Raw genomic sequence first — 15,581 nt, 5'->3', positions numbered from 1 at the left:
ATGTTGTCCCGGTCGGCCTTTCGCATTTCCATCCGTATTTCCGTCGCATCATGGCCTAGCAGTCCGTCGCTTAGCGGCCCGTCGCTTCGCAGCCCGTCGCTTTTCGTTGCGGCTCAGGAACTCCAGGAGAACGATCACCGTGCAGCTCGTCGTCGGCAAGATCGGCCGTGCCCACGGCATCAGGGGGGACGTCAGTGTCGAGGTCCGCACCGACGAGCCGGAACTCCGGCTCGGCCCCGGTGCCGTCCTGCTCACCGACCCCGCGTCGACCGGACCGCTGACCGTCGAGTCCGGCCGGGTGCACAGCGGCCGGCTGCTGCTGCGCTTCGCCGGCGTCAAGGACCGCAACGCGGCCGAGGCCCTCCGCGGGACCGTGCTCATCTCCGAGGTCGACCCGGAGGAGAGCCCCGAGGACCCGGAGGAGTACTACGACCACCAGCTGGTCGGCCTGGACGTGGTGCTGCTGGACGGCACCCCGGTCGGCGAGCTGACCGAGATCGTCCACCTGCCCTACCAGGACCTGCTCACGGTCAGGAAGGCCGACGGGACGGAGGTGCTGGTGCCCTTCGTCAGCCAGATCGTGCCGACCATCGACCTGGAGAACCAGCGCGCCGTGATCACCCCGCCGCCCGGGCTGATCGACCTGGAGCAGGCCGAGGTCGCGGGGACCTCCTCGGCCGAGCGCGGCGAGGGCTCGGAGGAGTCGGAGTGACCGTCGAGGAGCGCGCCGGGGCGGGTGTCGAGGTCGGCGCCGATGCGGTGTCGAGCGGCGCGGTGTCGAGTGGCGCGGTGTCGAGTGGTGCGGTGTCGAGTGGTGCGGTGTCGAGTGGTGCGGTGTCGAGTGGTGCCGTGTCGAGTGATGCAGCGCCCGGTGGCGCGGTGTCCGGTGGTGTGCAGAGTGGCATGCGGATCGACGTCGTCACGATCTTCCCGGAGTACCTGGAGCCGCTGGACGTCTCGCTGGTCGGCAAGGCCCGCGCCCGCGGGCAGCTGGACGTGCACGTCCACGACCTGCGCGGATGGACCCACGACGTGCACCGCACGGTCGACGACAGCCCGTACGGTGGCGGCCCCGGCATGGTGATGAAGCCCGAGCCGTGGGGCGAGGCGCTGGACGCGGTGGTCGCCGGCGGCCCCGAGGGCCAGGTGCCCACCCTGGTCGTGCCGACCCCGAGCGGGCGCCCGTTCACCCAGGAACTCGCTCAGGAACTGGCCGGGCGCCCCTGGCTGGCCTTCACCCCCGCCCGGTACGAGGGCATCGACCGCCGGGTGATCGAGGAGGCGGCCACCCGGATGCCGGTGGTCGAGGCCTCGATCGGCGACTACGTGCTGGCCGGCGGCGAGGTCGCCGTGCTGGTGATGGTCGAGGCGATCGCCCGACTGCTGCCCGGAGTGCTCGGCAACGCCGAGTCCCACCGCGACGACTCCTTCGCGCCGGGCGCGATGGCCGACCTGCTGGAGGGCCCGGTCTACACCAAGCCCGCCGAGTGGCGCGGCCGGACGGTGCCGGACGTGCTGCTCAGCGGAAACCACGGCAAGATCGCCCGCTGGCGCCGCGAGCAGGCCTTCGCCCGGACCCTGGCGAACCGGCCCGACCTGGTCGAGCGCTGGCAGTACGGCGCCTTCGACAAGAAGGAGCGCGAGGCGCTGAGCATCCTCGGCCTGGCCTGGGACGAGCGGCTCGGCCGATTTCGGTCCACGGCCGATGATGTGGAAGAATAGGCGGCTGCTGTCTGTCGCTGGTTCCCTCCTGTAGGGGACACGTGGACCGGCGCCCCCGCCACGGGGGGATCGTCGTCAGCCGATGCGGCCCGCAGCGAACCCCATTGTGACGATTTTCCGTGGGCGGCCCGTGGCGCCTGCGATGGAGAGCAACATGAGCAACAAGCTCGCTGCTGTCGACGCGGCCTCGCTGCGTAGCGACATTCCGGCCTTCCGCGCCGGTGACACCCTGAAGGTTCACGTCCGGGTCATCGAGGGCAACCGCTCCCGTGTCCAGGTCTTCCAGGGCGTCGTCATCCGCCGCCACGGCGCCGGCATCGGTGAGACCTTCACCGTTCGCAAGGTCAGCTTCAACGTCGGCGTGGAGCGCACCTTCCCGGTGCACACCCCGGTCGTCGAGAAGATCGAGGTCGTGACCCGCGGTGCGGTTCGCCGCGCCAAGCTGTACTACCTGCGTGACCTCCGCGGCAAGGCCGCGAAGATCAAGGAGAAGCGCGACCGCTGATCCACCGGCCCCCGGCCTCGCCGGGGGATCGGAACGCTCTGAGGGGGCCGAGTGGCCGCAAGGTAAGCTCACCCCCCGATGAGCACGCACGAACCACCCGCGGACCGCGACGGCAGTCCCGCACCCACCGGTGCGGACTCGCTGTCGCGGTCCGCGGTCGTTTCCGGGGGCGCCGTCGGAGGTGCCGCGGGGGGCGCCGCGGGGGGTGGCGTCGTCGGTGCGGAGCACGCCGACGGGCCGGAGGCGGCCGATGGGCCAGAGGCGGCCGATGGGCCGGAGCACGCTGAGGTACTGGAGCAGGCCGAGGGCCTGGAGCAGACCGGCGGTTCCGGCGGCGACGGCTCGGAGCAGTCGGACGAGTCGGACCGGGACGAGGAGCCCGGGCGCTCGCGTTCGCGGGACCTGCTGCTGTTGGTCGGGATCTGCCTGACGGCCCTGCTGCTGGTGAACGCCTTCGTCGCGCGTCCGTTCTCGGTGCCCTCCGGGTCGATGGAGGAGACCCTGCGCCCGGGCGACCGGCTGGTCGCGAACCAGCTCGCCTACGCCTTCGGCGGCCATCCCCAGCGGGGCGACGTCGTGGTCTTCGACGGGAGGGGCTCCTTCCTCCGCGAGTCGGCGAAGCCGCCCGGTTTCCGGGACGGCCTGCGCTCGTTCGCCCAGGACCTCGGGCTGGCCCCGGCCGGGGACACCGTCTACGTCAAGCGCGTGATCGGCGTCGGCGGGGACCGGGTGACCAGCACCGGTCCGGGCGCGCCGATCACCGTCAACGGCGTGCCGATCGACGAGACCTCCTACCTGTCCCCGGGCGACGACCCGTCGAGCGTGGCCTTCGACATCGTCGTGCCGGCCGGCAAGCTGTGGGTGATGGGCGACCACCGCAGCGCCTCCCGGGACTCCCGCGACCACCTCGGCGATCCCGGTGGCGGCTTCGTGCCCGAGAAGAAGGTGATCGGCCGGGCGGACTGGGTGGTCTACCCGTTCTCGCGCTGGACCGGCCTGGACCGGCCCGCGGCCTTCGCCGCGACTGCGGGGACAGGCGGTTATGGGGACCAGGGGTAGGGGGCGGCTCGACGACCGCCCGACTGCCGACCGCCCGTCTGTCGGAGGCCCGGCTGCGGGGGAACCGGCTGCGGGGGAACCGGCCGCGGGAGGACCGGTGCCCGGGGGACCGGGGGAGGACGGCGCCGCGGGCCGTGGACCGGCCGGGGCCCCGCCGGCGCGTGGCCGGGCCGAGCGGCGGCGCAGTGCCCGCAAGGCCGCCCGTCGGCGCAAGCGCTCGCTGGTCCGCGAGGTGCCCCTGATCGTCCTGGTGGCCCTGGTGGTGGCGCTGGTGATGAAGACCTTCCTGGTCCAGGTGTTCGTGATCCCCTCGGGCTCGATGGAGCAGACCATCCTGATCGGGGACCGGGTACTGGTGGACAAGCTGACCCCCTGGTTCGGCAGTGAGCCGCAGCGCGGCGACATCGTGGTGTTCAAGGATCCGGGCGGTTGGCTGGAGCGCGACCGCAAACCGTCCGAGGACGGCCCGGTGCTGGGTGCGGCCAAGCAGGTGCTGACCTTCGTCGGACTGCTGCCCTCCGACAACGAGCAGGACCTGATCAAGCGGGTGATCGGCGTCGGCGGGGACACCGTCGAGTGCTGCGACGCGCAGGGGCGCCTCAGCGTCAACGGCCACCCGGTGGAGGAGTCCTACCTCGCGCCCGACAACCCGCCGTCCCGGCAGGCCTTCAGGATCCAGGTGCCGCAGGGGCGGTTGTGGGTCATGGGCGACCACCGGGACGTCTCCGCCGACTCCCGTTTCCACATGGGCAATCCGGGACAGGGGACGATCCCGCTGAGCGGCGTGGTCGGTCGCGCGTTCGTGATCGCCTGGCCGCTGGACCGCTTCCATCAACTCGGTGCGCCCGGTTCACTCTCCTCTCTCGCCCGGATGCCGCAGGCCGGCGGAACTGCCGCGGGATCGGTGGGCGTTGGGCCGGTTCCTGCGGAACCGCCGCTCGTTATGGGTGTGTTGGGCATCCTTCCGCTCGTCGTTCGCCGGTCGGGGCGGCCTCCGGAGTGAGCCGCACCGGCCGCCGACCGGACGGGCCTCGCGTGTGGGACCGCGAGCCGGATGCCTTGGAGTGATAGAGAAGTGCAGGTGCGGCCGGGAGTGGTCCCGGTCGCGGGCCGAGGCTGTGCTGGTGTCAGGGGAGTCCGCGGTGGGCAGCCCTGAGGCGTTCATGGTCGTGGTGAGCGTGGTGCCCGCTGTGCGGCACTCTGAGCGCGGGCGCGCGGGCGTCCGCACAGCAGGGAGGAGACGTTGTGGGGGATTTGGTGATCGGCGCCCGATCAGGCGCCGGAGAGCCCGAGGGCCCAGGCCGTCGGGCGGACCGGTCCACCGAGTCCGCGGCCTCCTCGGCCTCGGTCGAGGACGCGGCGGCGCAGACCGCCGACGGGCAGGGCGGTGCCGGGTCGGAGGACTCCCCGGGCTCCCCGCACGCGGAGACCGAGCCCGCGGACGGCTCGGAGTCGGAGGCTCCGTCCAAGCCGCGCAAGCAGCGCTCGTTCTGGAAGGAACTGCCGATCCTGGTCGGCATCGCGCTCATCCTCGCGCTGGTGATCAAGACGTTCTTCGTCCAGGCGTTCTCCATTCCGTCGGAATCGATGCAGAACACGCTGCAGGTCGGCGACCGCGTCCTGGTGGACAAGCTGACCCCGTGGTTCGGGGCCGAACCCGAGCGCGGTGAGGTCGTGGTGTTCCACGACCCGGGCGGCTGGCTGAGCGACGAGCCGACCCAGCAGAGCAGCAACTCCTTCCTCCGCGGTGTGCAGGACGTGCTCAGCTTCGTCGGCCTGATGCCCTCCGCCAACGAGAAGGACCTGATCAAGCGGGTCATCGCGGTCGGTGGGGACACCGTCGAGTGCGAGGGCGAGGGGCCGGTCAAGGTCAACGGCGTCGCGCTCAACGAGCCGTACGTCTACCAGGGCAACACCCCCTGCGGCGACCACCCCTTCGGCCCGGTCAAGGTGCCCAAGGACCGGATCTGGGTCATGGGCGACCACCGCGCCAACTCGCTGGACTCCCGCTTCCACATGGACCAGCCGGGCGGCGGCACCGTCCCGGTGGACAACGTGATCGGGCGTGCCTTCGTGGTGGCCTGGCCGGTCAGCCACTGGTCGACGCTGCCGGTGCCGGACACCTTCGACCAGAAGGGCCTGGCGGCGGCCGCGCCGATGGCGCCCCCCGTGGCCGGTGCGGTGGGGGCCGTCGCCCTGCTCCCGCTGGTGCGCCGGGTGCGGGACCGGGCGGAGAGCCGCAAGGAGTCCTGAGCTCCACCGGATCGTGTTCCGCCGGGTTGGCCCCGGCTCTTGCGCGGGCCGTGGTACCGACGAGTAATCTGCTCGGACGTGCCACGGCCCGCCGGCTTCTCCGCCCGTGCCTCCGGCGTGCCAGTGGTGTTCTCCGGTCGGCCAGAGGTGGACGGTGTCGATGAGCAGTGTCGTGGAGCAGACGGCCGACCACCCGACCGCGCCCGCCCGGGCGCGCCGTCGGCCCGCCGCGGTGCTGCAGGGCGTCGCCCTGGCACTCGGGTTGGTGCTGATGGTCGGCGGCTTCGCGCTGATCGCGATCGACTACCGGCCGTACAAGATCCCCACCGCCTCGATGCACCCGACGCTGCGCGTCGGGGACACCGTGCTCGCCCGCACGGTCGGCGGCGGCGACATCGGGCGGGGTGACGTGGTGGTCTTCCGGGACCAGGCCTGGGGCGGCGAGCTCATGGTCAAGCGGGTGGTCGCGGTCGGCGGGGACACCGTCGCGACCAGCGGGGCCGATCACCGGCTGACGGTCAACGGGCAGCCGGTGGACGAGCCCTACCTCGCGACGCAGGGTGGCCAGGGCCAGCCGTTCAGCGTGACGGTGCCGCAGGGCCGGCTGTTCCTGCTCGGCGACAACCGGGTGGGCTCGCTGGACTCCCGCACCCACCTGGAGGTGGACGGCGGGACCGTCCCGGCCGAGGCCGTCGAGGCCAGGGTCGAGGCCACCGTGCTGCCCTTCGGCCGGACGGGCCTGCTCGACCGGGTCACGGACTTCGACGGCTTCGCGGGCCCGAAGGCCTCGCAGCCGGGGCCGCTGGAACCCTCCGCCTACGCCGCCGTCGCGGGCGCGGCGCTGATCCTGGTGACCTCGGCGGTGGGCGGGGTGGCGGGTCTGGCCCGCCGGCTCCGGGGGCGCAGCACCTGAGCGGGGCCGTCGCCCCGCGGGCCGCTCTGTCGAACATCGCCCCGGACGGCCGCGCCGGGTGGCAGGATCGGTAGCGCCACCGATGCGAACGGAAGGAGCGTGGAGCGCCGCCATGACAGCACGGCGTCGCAGAGCGGCGCGGATCCTGCTGCTGGACGGGCTGGACCGCATCCTCCTCTTCCTGGGGGCCGACCCGGCCACGCCGGGGGAGACGTGGTGGTTCACGCCCGGGGGCGGTTTGGAGGCGGGGGAGGACGTGCGGGAGGCCGCCGAGCGGGAGCTCGCCGAGGAGACCGGCCTGCGGGATGTGGACCTGGGGCCCTTGGTGGCGTACGGCACGGTGTCGTTCTCCTTTCAGGGACAGCGCTACGAGCAGGAGCAGTGGTTCCACCTGGCCCGGACCACGGAGACGGGGCTGGACCACTCGGGCATGGGCGCCGACGAGCACGCCCAGCTGCTCGCGGCGCGCTGGTGGACGGTCGAGGAACTGAGGGGGACCGCCGAGACGGTCTATCCGGTCGGTCTGGCGGACTTCCTGGAGCGGCTGCTGGCCGAGGGCCCGCCGGTGGATCCGGTACGGCTCTGACCGTGGGTGCGGTGGTCCACAATGGGTGGACGTGACAAGTTGAGGGGACGCCTGGATGAGTGCCGAAGATCTCGAGAAGTACGAGACCGAGATGGAGCTCAAGCTCTACCGGGAGTACCGGGACGTCGTCGGCCTGTTCAAGTACGTGATCGAGACCGAGCGACGGTTCTACCTCACCAACGACTACGAGCTGCAGGTGCACTCGGTCCAGGGTGAGGTGTTCTTCGAGGTGTCGATGGCGGATGCGTGGGTCTGGGACATGTACCGGCCGGCCCGGTTCGTCCGCAAGGTCCGGGTGCTGACCTTCAAGGACGTGAACATCGAGGAACTCGCGAAGAGCGATCTGGAGCTGCCCTCGGACGAGTCCGGCTTCGGGAACTGACGTTGGACGACTCCGTCCCGCGTTGTCCAGCCGAATTTCGCGGGAACGGGGCTTCTCACCCCTGCGGGTGACAGGAGTTGTCCACAGGTCCGAGTTATCCACAGGGAACGGGAAATCCCGCGCCTCGCCGTGCGCGTTGGGGCAGCCTCCTCGGCGGAGGTGGTCACCATGCAGCACACCGTCGTGCAGGACCAGGCCGTACCGGACACGGCCGCAGCCGGGAAGGCCCCGCGGGCGATCCCGGACCGCAGCACCAGGAACGGGCTCGGCCGGTACGGGGAGCGGGTCGCCGCCCGCCGCCTCGCGGAGGCCGGGCTCCGCATCCTGGACCTCAACTGGCGCTGCGCCGAGGGCGAGCTGGACATCGTCGCCCTCGACGGCGACACCGTGGCGGTCTGCGAGGTGAAGACCCGCTCCGAGCGGGGATTCCAGCAGCCCACCGAGGCCATCGACCGGACCAAGGCCGCCCGACTGCAACGCCTGGCCGAGCGCTGGATGGCCGAGCGCTGGCCCGATCACTTCGCCCGACTGGCCGGGCCCGGCTACGACCCGGGGCCCACCGATCCGCAATGGCCTCCCGCCCCACCGGGCGGGGTGCGGATCGACCTGGTCGCGGTGGTCAACCGGGCGCGGGGTGCGGCCCTGGTCGACCACCTGCGGGGGGTGGTCTGAGATGGCCTTCGCCCGCACCTGTTCCGTCGCGCTGGTCGGCGTCGACGGAGTGATCGTCGAGGTCCAGGCCGATCTGGAGCCCGGGGTGGCCGCGTTCACCCTGGTCGGCTTGCCCGACAAGGCGCTCACCGAGGCCCGCGACCGGGTCCGTGCCGCGGTCGTGAACAGCGGCGAGGCCTGGCCGCAGCGCAAGCTGACGGTCGGCCTCAGCCCCGCCTCGGTACCCAAGAGCGGCAGCGGCTTCGACCTCGCGGTGGCCTGCGCCGTGCTGGCCGCCGCCGAACGGCTCGACCCCTCCGCCATCGCCGACCTGCTGATCATCGGCGAGCTGGGGCTGGACGGCCGGGTGCGGCCGGTCAGAGGGGTGCTGCCGTCGGTGCTGGCCGCCGCCGACGCCGGGTACCAGCGGGTCGTGGTCGCCGAGCAGACCGCGCCCGAGGCCTCGCTCGTCCCCGGGGTGACGGTGATCGGCGTCCGCAGCCTGCGCCAGCTCGTCGCCATCCTGACGGGCGCGGCGGCACCGGAGGAGCCGCCCGATCCGATCGGAGGCAGGCCGGATCCGCTGATGGCCGGCCTGATGCTGCCCAGCGCGGGCGTGCGGGGCCTGCCCGACGACAAGGCGGCCCGACTGGACATGGCCGACGTGGCCGGCCAGTACGAGGCCCGACGGGCGCTGGAGATCGCCGCGGCCGGAGGACACCACCTCTACCTGAAGGGCCCACCGGGCGCGGGCAAGACGATGCTGGCGGAGCGGTTGCCCGCGCTGCTCCCGCCGCTGACCCAGAAGGAGGCACTGGAGGTCACCGCCGTCCACTCGGTGGCGGGGCTGCTCCCGGCCGGGCGCCCACTGATCGACACCGCGCCCTACTGCGCCCCGCACCACTCCACGACGATGCCGGCCATCGTCGGCGGTGGCAGCGGTCTGCCGAGACCGGGGGCGGTCTCGCTGGCCCACCGGGGCGTGCTCTTCCTGGACGAGGCACCGGAGTTCCCGGTCCGGGTGCTCGACGCGCTGCGCCAGCCGCTGGAGTCGGGCGAGGTGGTGATCGCCCGTTCGGCCGGATCGCTGCGGCTCCCGGCCCGCTTCCTGCTCTGCCTGGCGGCCAACCCCTGTCCGTGCGGCCGGTACTCGCGGCGGGGCGAGGGCTGTGAGTGCACCCCCGCCATGGTCAGCCGTTACCAGGGGCGGCTCTCCGGGCCGCTGCTGGACCGGGTCGACCTCCAGGTCCAGGTGGCCCCGGTGACCAGGGTCGAGCTCATGGAGCGGGACACCACGGCGGAGACCACCGAGACCGTCGCGGCCCGGGTGCTGGCCGCGCGGGAGCGGGCGGCGGCCCGGCTGGCGAACACCCCGTGGCGGACCAACGCGGAGGTCCCGGGCCACGAGCTGCGCACCCGCTGGCGGCTCACGGCCGGCGCACTCAACGACGCCGCACGGCAGTTGGAGCGGGGGCTGCTGACCGCCCGGGGCCTGGACCGGGTGCTCCGGGTCGCCTGGACGGTCGCCGACCTCGCCGGACGCGACCGGCCGGACCAACGCGACGTGCGCACCGCCCTGGTTCTGCGCACCGGGGTGGAACACGGACTGCCGCTGACCGAGCGGGTCTTCGGGCGGCTCGGCGGAATCCCGGCGCAGCGCGCCAGCCCGGACGGCGACCGGTCCGGGCCGTCCGAACCGTCCGACGAGCATTCGCGAAACCAGAAGGGTGAGGCATGAACCAGTTGCTGAGGCAACCTCGAATTCCCGGTGGTGCCGATGCCGGGCCCGGTCCCGGGGCCACCGCCGAGACCGAGCCCGAACGCCTCGCCAGGGTGCTGCTCGGCCGACTCAGCGAGCCGGGGGACGCGGTGGTCGGCCGATGGCTCGGCCAACTCCCCGCCGTCGACGTGGTGAAGGCGATCCGGGACGGGAGGGTGCCCGACCACCCCGGACTGGATGCCACCCGGCTGTCCGGGTACCAGGCGCGGCTCCCGGGGCTGGATCCGAGGATGGACCTGAAACGGGTACGGGACGTCGGTGGGCGGTTCATCATTCCGGGGGACACGGAGTGGCCCAGCCAACTCGACGACCTGGGTGACGGACGCCCGATCGGGCTCTGGGTGACGGGCACCGGCTCGCTGCGGCTGCTCGCGCTCCGCTCGGTCGCGATGGTGGGTTCCCGCGCCTGTACGGCCTACGGCGCCCACGTCGCGGGGGAGCTCTCCGCCCAACTGGCCGAGCGCGGCTGGGTGGTCGTCTCCGGAGCCGCCTACGGGATCGACGCGGCTGCGCACCGCGGGGCGCTCGCGGTCGGTGGGACGACCGCCGCCGTACTCGCCTGCGGCGTCGACGTGGCCTATCCCAAGGGCAACGCCGAACTGATCCGACGGATCGGCGTTCAGGGCCTGCTGGTCAGCGAACTCCCGCCCGGGGAGCACCCGAACCGCTTCCGCTTCGTCCTCCGCAACCGGGTCATCGCGGCGCTCACCCGGGGAACGGTGGTGGTCGAGGCGGCGGTGCGCAGCGGCGCCCTGAGCACGGCCCGACGGGCGCGGGACCTCAACCGCCACACCATGGGCGTCGCAGGCCCGGTGACCTCGGAGCTCTCCGCCGGGGTGCACGCCCTGATCCGCAGCGGCGGTGCCACCCTGGTCACCGACGCCGCCGAGATCACCGAGCTGATCGGGGCGATCGGGGAGGACCTCGCGCCGCAGCGCAGCGGCCCGGTGCTCCCGCGCGACCTCCTGGAGCCGGCGGTGGCCCGGGTGCTGGAGGCCGTACCGGCGACGGCGGAGGGCGCGCCGGTCGAGCGGCTGGCCCGGCAGTCCGGCCTCCCGCCGGACGAAGTCCTGCAACGGCTCTACGAGCTGGGATCGCTCGGCTACGTGGAACGGTACGGCGCGCACTGGCGCGTGGTGCGGAGGAGGTGAGCCGCTGGGACCGGGAACACGTTTGCGCAGAGGGAACGCACGTCGGATCCGCCCGGCTGACCTGCCGATCCGGTTCTGCTGTCCGTCGCCCGGATCCGGTGCGCGAACGCCACCGGATCGGGGGACGACCGAGTGGCGGTAGCGCTTTGCAGCGAGTCGGTCACGCTACGCTCCACATGCCTTCCCTATCAGCACATGACTCGGCAGAACGGCGCAGACCAACGTATGCCCACACACATTCCCGGACACAGAGTGACCGGTGGCGCTCGGTCCTCGGGAGGGCCGCGGACCGAGCGGCGCCCCGCGTCCGACTTCCCGTCCAAGCAGGTGGGGACGATGGGAGGCCTGTCCCGCCAGGGCGGGCGGCCGACGGTGGTGCCCCAGCCTACGGATGCGGCCCGGGGTGCCGAGCCGGCCCCGGGCACCGGCGCGGCCGACCTGGACGGCGCGCCCGTCGGGGCGCCCGCCGGTGTGCCCCCCGGCGCGGTCGCGGCCGGCGCGCCCCGGCCGCCCGGCAGTGCGCCGGCCCGGGGCGCCGCCCCTCCGGCGTTCGCCTCGCCGGTGTCCCCGCTCCGCCGGGAAAAGGCGGCGGACGGCGGCCAGGGGCAGGGTGCCCGGGAGGTCGCGGCCCCAGGGCGGACCGCGCTCGAAGAGCTCTGGCGCTCCTACAAGGAGACCGGGGACCAGCGGCTGCGGGAGCAGCTGATCCTCCACTACTCACCGCTCGTCAAGTACGTGGCGGGTCGGGTCGGGGTCGGCCTGCCCTCCAATGTCGAACAGGCGGACTTCGTCTCCTCGGGGGTCTTCGGACTGATCGACGCGATCGAGAAGTTCGACATCGACCGTGCCATCAAGTTCGAGACCTACGCGATCAGCCGCATCCGGGGCGCGATCATCGACGAGCTGCGCGCCCTGGACTGGATCCCGCGCTCGGTGCGGCAGAAGGCGAAGGCGGTCGAGCGGACGTACGCGACGCTGGAGGCCAGGCTGCGCCGGACACCGCACGAGCCCGAGGTCGCGGCCGAGATGGGCATCGCGATCGAGGACCTGCACGCCATCTTCAGCCAGCTGTCGCTCGCCAACGTGGTCGCGCTGGACGAGCTGCTCCACCCGGCGGGGGAGGGCGGTGACCGGCTGAGCCTGATGGACACCCTGGTCGACCACGGTGCGGACAACCCGGTCGAGGTGGCCGAGGACCGCGAGCTGCGCAGACTGCTGGCCCAGGCGGTCAACACCCTCCCCGAGCGGGAGAAGACGGTGGTGACGCTCTACTACTACGAGGGCCTCACCCTCGCCGAGATCGGACAGGTGCTGGGGGTGACGGAGAGTCGGGTGAGCCAGATCCACACCAAGTCCGTCCTCCAGCTGCGCGCCAAGCTGTCGGACATCCGATAGGGCGCCGATCACAAGGGCGCCGGCAGCCGGGGGCCGACAGCAACGGCGCTGACAGTAAGGGCGCTGACGGCAAGGGTGCCGACCGGAGGGGTGTCTGCCGGCGGTCGTCAGAAGCCGGTCGCCGGGCCCGGGCCCCGTTCCGATGCGCGGCGCCGTACCGGCCGGAGGTAGGGCTCCGTACAGTGGGACCGTGCCGAAGATCCGAGCGGCCACGGTGGCCGAGCATCGCCAGCTCCAGCGGGCAGCCCTCCTCGATGCTGCCCGCATCCTGCTGACCGAGGGTGGCATGGAGGCCCTGACCTTCCCCGCGCTCGCGGCGCGCGCCGGGCTGGCGCGCTCCTCGGTCTACGAGTACTTCCGCTCCCGCGCCGCCGTGGTCGAGGCGCTCTGTGAGGTGGACCTCCCGCTCTGGGCGGCCGAGATCGAGGCCGGGATGGAGAGCTGCGACACCGCCGTCGAGCGGATCGAGGCCTACGTCCGGGGCCAGCTGGCACTGGCCGCCGACCCCCGGCACCGCGCGGTGGTGGCGATCTCTGCGCTGGAGCTCGACGAGGCCGCGCGTGAGCGGATCAGGGCGGCGCACGGCAGGCTGGCCGGTCTGGTCGGCCGGACGCTGGAGGACCTCGGTCACGAGCAGCCCCGGCTCGCCGCGGCTCTGGTCCAGGGCGTCGTGGAGGCTGCGACCCGCAGGGCCGAGCAGGCCGCGACCGGGGGCCGCGCAGGCTGTGCGACCGAGAGCCCCGAGGAGATCGCCGACGCCGCCGTCGCGATGGTGCTGCGCGGGCTCGTCCGCCCCTGAGCCCGGCTCCGGGCCTGCCATCGGCCCGCCCCAGGCCCCAACCCCGCACCCGGCCCCAACCCCGCACCCAGCCCCGATCCTGGCCTCGGCCCGGCGCTTCGCCGATGGACGCGCGGCGGGGCTCCCTACCCGTCCCCGCTGTCCAGCGGCAGCAGCCGGGCCGTGCCCGCGCCGAAGAGGGCCAGCGGATCGAGGTAGCGGTTTCCGCGCAGCAGGCCCCAGTGCAGGCAGTCGCGCCCGGCGCAGTGCCGCCCGTCCGGAGCGAGCAGTCCGATCGTCTGTCCGGCGGTCACCGGGGTGCCGACCGGAACGGTGCCGGTGACGGGCAGATAGGTGGTCCGGAGCGGGGGAGAGCCCGAGCCCGGGTGGGAGACGGTCACCACCGGCCGCCCCGCCACCGGCCCCGAGAACGTGACCACTCCGGGAGCCGCCGCCCGGACCTCCGCCCCGGGTGAGGCGGCGAGGTCCACCCCCCGGTGCCCGGCGGCCCAGACCTTCGCCGGCGGCTCGAACCGGCCCAGCACCCCGTCCGGCCCACCCACCGGCCAGGCCCGCGCACCACCCCGCCCGGCCTCGCCGCCTGAGCCGGCGACGCCGACGGCACCGACGCCGACGACGCCGACGGCACCGATACCTCCCAAAGCCGGTGAGGCTCCTGAGACACCTGAGGCGCAGGAAGCCCCCGGCACCGCGAGCACGACCACGAGCACCGCTGCCACCAGCAGCGGCAGCACCCCGAGAGCCCGCCGACCTACCCGACCCACCCCGATCACCCCGCCGAACCACCCGCGCCCAGTCATGCCCGCAGGCTCGCCCCCGCGCCGCCCCCACACCACCCACATCCGGATTCCTGTGGACAAACCGCCCCCACGCCCCAGCACCATCCCCCGGGCGGGTGTACGGGCGCCGCCATCCGGTGTACAAACGGCATACCGGCGACGGACCCGAGGCAGGCGGTCGACCGACCCGCGTCCGCCCCCCCCCCCGCACCCGCACCCGCACCCGCCTCCGCGCCCACCCCCGGCTCCACCCGAACTCCACCCCGAACTCCACCCCCGGCCGCCCCGCGCGACCCGCCCCGACCCCGCCGCAGCCCCGCAGGAACGCTGCCGCAGCCCAACGGAACCCGCCCACCCCGGCCGTTCCCCGGGCTCCTCCCAGGTCCTCGGCGGGCCCCCGGCCACGCGTGGAGTCGCCCGCCCCTCGGCGCTTCCCGTACACTTCACACGCGACCCGGTCCGCCGGGTCGACTTCGCACGCCCCGCCACCGGCGGCTGGACGCGGTTCGTCCGCAGCCCCGCCAGGTGCGAGTGCCGCTCGGTCCGCCGAGCCCGACCGGCCCCCGGGCCGGAAGGGTGGTAGCGGCTCGGCACGTTCGGGGCGTCAGGCGTGGCTGTCACCTGGCCGCCACGGACAAACCGAGACTGACCCGGCTGTGGGCGATCGCTGCGACGCAGCGCCGCTGCCGGGCCGTAACACCAAGGAGTACGGCAATGGCCGTCGTCACGATGCGGGAGCTGCTGGAGAGCGGCGTCCACTTCGGTCACCAGACCCGCCGCTGGAACCCGAAGATGAAGCGCTTCATCATCACCGAGCGCAACGGCATCTACATCATCGACCTCCTGCAGTCGCTGAACTACATCGACCGCGCCTTCGAGTTCATCAAGGAGACCGTTGCCCACGGCGGCAGCGTCCTCTTCGTCGGCACGAAGAAGCAGGCCCAGGAGGCCATCGCCGAGCAGGCCACCCGCGTGGGCATGCCCTACGTGAACCAGCGCTGGCTCGGCGGCATGCTGACCAACTTCTCGACCGTCTACAAGCGCCTTCAGCGTCTGAAGGAGCTCGGCGAGCTGGACTTCTCGGACGTGGCCGGCTCCGGTCTCACCAAGAAGGAGCTCCTGGTCCTCCAGCGCGAGCACGACAAGCTGGAGAAGACCCTCGGCGGTATCCGCGACATGCAGCGCGTTCCCAGCGCCGTCTGGATCGTGGACACCAAGAAGGAGCACATCGCGGTCGGCGAGGCCCGGAAGCTCAACATCCCGGTCGTCGCCATCCTCGACACCAACTGTGACCCGGACGAGGTCGACTACAAGATCCCGGGCAACGACGACGCGATCCGCTCCGTCACCCTGCTGACCCGCGTGATCGCCGACGCCGTGGCCGAGGGCCTGAAGTCCCGCGCCGGTGTCGCCAAGGGCGACGCCAAGGCCGAGCCGGGCGCCGACCAGCCGCTGGCCGCCTGGGAGAAGGACCTCATCGAGGGCGAGAAGAAGGCCGAGGAGGCCCCCGCCGCCGCCGAGGCCCCCGCCGCCGAGGAGGCCGCTGTCGAGGCCCCCGCCACCGAGGCGCCGGCCGAGCAGGCCTGACGTACCAAGGGCGAGGGGC

The 15,581-nt window shown here is 73.0% G+C and carries 16 protein-coding genes; 15 read left to right on the top strand and 1 reads right to left on the bottom strand.

Features of this window, described 5'->3' with window-relative positions; translation table 11 throughout:
• Positions 1–139: 139 nt before the first annotated feature.
• The 14 genes from rimM (at position 140) to ACFU6K_RS10795 (ending at position 13,196) form a co-directional block, all read left to right on the top strand.
• Positions 140–712 (top strand): ribosome maturation factor RimM, encoded by a 573-nt coding sequence (rimM, locus tag ACFU6K_RS10860; protein ID WP_380662229.1) that lies wholly within the window; start codon positions 140–142, stop codon positions 710–712.
• 191 nt (positions 713–903) lie between these two features.
• Positions 904–1,722, top strand: a complete 819-nt coding sequence (gene trmD, locus ACFU6K_RS10855; RefSeq protein WP_380662231.1) for a tRNA (guanosine(37)-N1)-methyltransferase TrmD — start codon at positions 904–906, stop codon at positions 1,720–1,722.
• A 154-nt stretch (positions 1,723–1,876) separates the two neighbouring features.
• Positions 1,877–2,227, top strand: coding sequence for a 50S ribosomal protein L19 (gene rplS / locus ACFU6K_RS10850; protein WP_030306736.1), 351 nt, complete (start codon positions 1,877–1,879; stop codon positions 2,225–2,227).
• Positions 2,228–2,305: 78 nt separating this feature from the next.
• Positions 2,306–3,286: a signal peptidase I gene (lepB, locus tag ACFU6K_RS10845; RefSeq protein ID WP_380662228.1), complete on the top strand. Its 981-nt coding sequence runs from the start codon at positions 2,306–2,308 to the stop codon at positions 3,284–3,286.
• Positions 3,287–3,383: 97 nt separating this feature from the next.
• Positions 3,384–4,289 carry a signal peptidase I gene (gene lepB, locus ACFU6K_RS10840; RefSeq protein WP_380662227.1) on the top strand — a complete coding sequence of 302 codons (906 nt, stop codon included), beginning with the start codon at positions 3,384–3,386 and terminating at the stop codon, positions 4,287–4,289.
• Between the two features lie 242 nt (positions 4,290–4,531).
• On the top strand, positions 4,532–5,539 hold the full coding sequence (lepB, locus tag ACFU6K_RS10835; protein WP_380662226.1) for a signal peptidase I: 1,008 nt from the start codon (positions 4,532–4,534) through the stop codon (positions 5,537–5,539).
• A 160-nt stretch (positions 5,540–5,699) separates the two neighbouring features.
• On the top strand, positions 5,700–6,452 hold the full coding sequence (gene lepB / locus ACFU6K_RS10830; protein ID WP_380662225.1) for a signal peptidase I: 753 nt from the start codon (positions 5,700–5,702) through the stop codon (positions 6,450–6,452).
• A 112-nt stretch (positions 6,453–6,564) separates the two neighbouring features.
• The gene (locus ACFU6K_RS10825) at positions 6,565–7,038 is read left to right on the top strand and encodes an NUDIX hydrolase (protein WP_380662224.1); all 474 of its coding nucleotides are present in this window, start codon (positions 6,565–6,567) and stop codon (positions 7,036–7,038) included.
• Positions 7,039–7,093: 55 nt separating this feature from the next.
• Complete coding sequence (locus tag ACFU6K_RS10820) at positions 7,094–7,420, top strand: DUF2469 domain-containing protein (protein WP_030056781.1); 327 nt, start codon at positions 7,094–7,096, stop codon at positions 7,418–7,420.
• Between the two features lie 168 nt (positions 7,421–7,588).
• The gene (locus ACFU6K_RS10815) at positions 7,589–8,092 is read left to right on the top strand and encodes a YraN family protein (RefSeq protein WP_380662223.1); all 504 of its coding nucleotides are present in this window, start codon (positions 7,589–7,591) and stop codon (positions 8,090–8,092) included.
• 1 nt (position 8,093) lies between these two features.
• Entirely contained in the window at positions 8,094–9,809 is a 1,716-nt protein-coding gene (locus ACFU6K_RS10810; RefSeq protein ID WP_380662222.1) for a YifB family Mg chelatase-like AAA ATPase, read from the top strand.
• Positions 9,806–11,002, top strand: a complete 1,197-nt coding sequence (gene dprA, locus ACFU6K_RS10805) for a DNA-processing protein DprA (protein ID WP_380662221.1) — start codon at positions 9,806–9,808, stop codon at positions 11,000–11,002. The genes ACFU6K_RS10810 and dprA overlap by 4 nt, the downstream gene beginning before the upstream one ends.
• A gap of 336 nt (positions 11,003–11,338) precedes the next feature.
• Positions 11,339–12,397: an RNA polymerase sigma factor WhiG gene (gene whiG / locus ACFU6K_RS10800; RefSeq protein WP_380662220.1), complete on the top strand. Its 1,059-nt coding sequence runs from the start codon at positions 11,339–11,341 to the stop codon at positions 12,395–12,397.
• A 214-nt stretch (positions 12,398–12,611) separates the two neighbouring features.
• Positions 12,612–13,196, top strand: coding sequence for a TetR/AcrR family transcriptional regulator (locus ACFU6K_RS10795; protein WP_380662230.1), 585 nt, complete (start codon positions 12,612–12,614; stop codon positions 13,194–13,196).
• A gap of 125 nt (positions 13,197–13,321) precedes the next feature.
• On the opposite strand, the gene ACFU6K_RS10790 is transcribed toward ACFU6K_RS10795, so the two are convergent.
• Entirely contained in the window at positions 13,322–13,837 is a 516-nt protein-coding gene (locus tag ACFU6K_RS10790) for a murein hydrolase activator EnvC family protein (RefSeq protein WP_380662219.1), read from the bottom strand.
• Between the two features lie 852 nt (positions 13,838–14,689).
• On the opposite strand from ACFU6K_RS10790, the gene rpsB reads away from it, so the two are divergent.
• A complete protein-coding gene (gene rpsB / locus ACFU6K_RS10785; RefSeq protein WP_380662218.1) occupies positions 14,690–15,562 on the top strand; it encodes a 30S ribosomal protein S2 in 873 nt (290 codons plus the stop codon).
• The last annotated feature ends 19 nt before the right edge of the window (positions 15,563–15,581 follow it).

The sequence above is a fragment of the Kitasatospora sp. NPDC057512 genome, assembly GCF_042802135.1.
Lineage (GTDB): Bacteria > Actinomycetota > Actinomycetes > Streptomycetales > Streptomycetaceae > Kitasatospora.
This window is presented reverse-complemented; position numbering and strand designations above follow the sequence as displayed.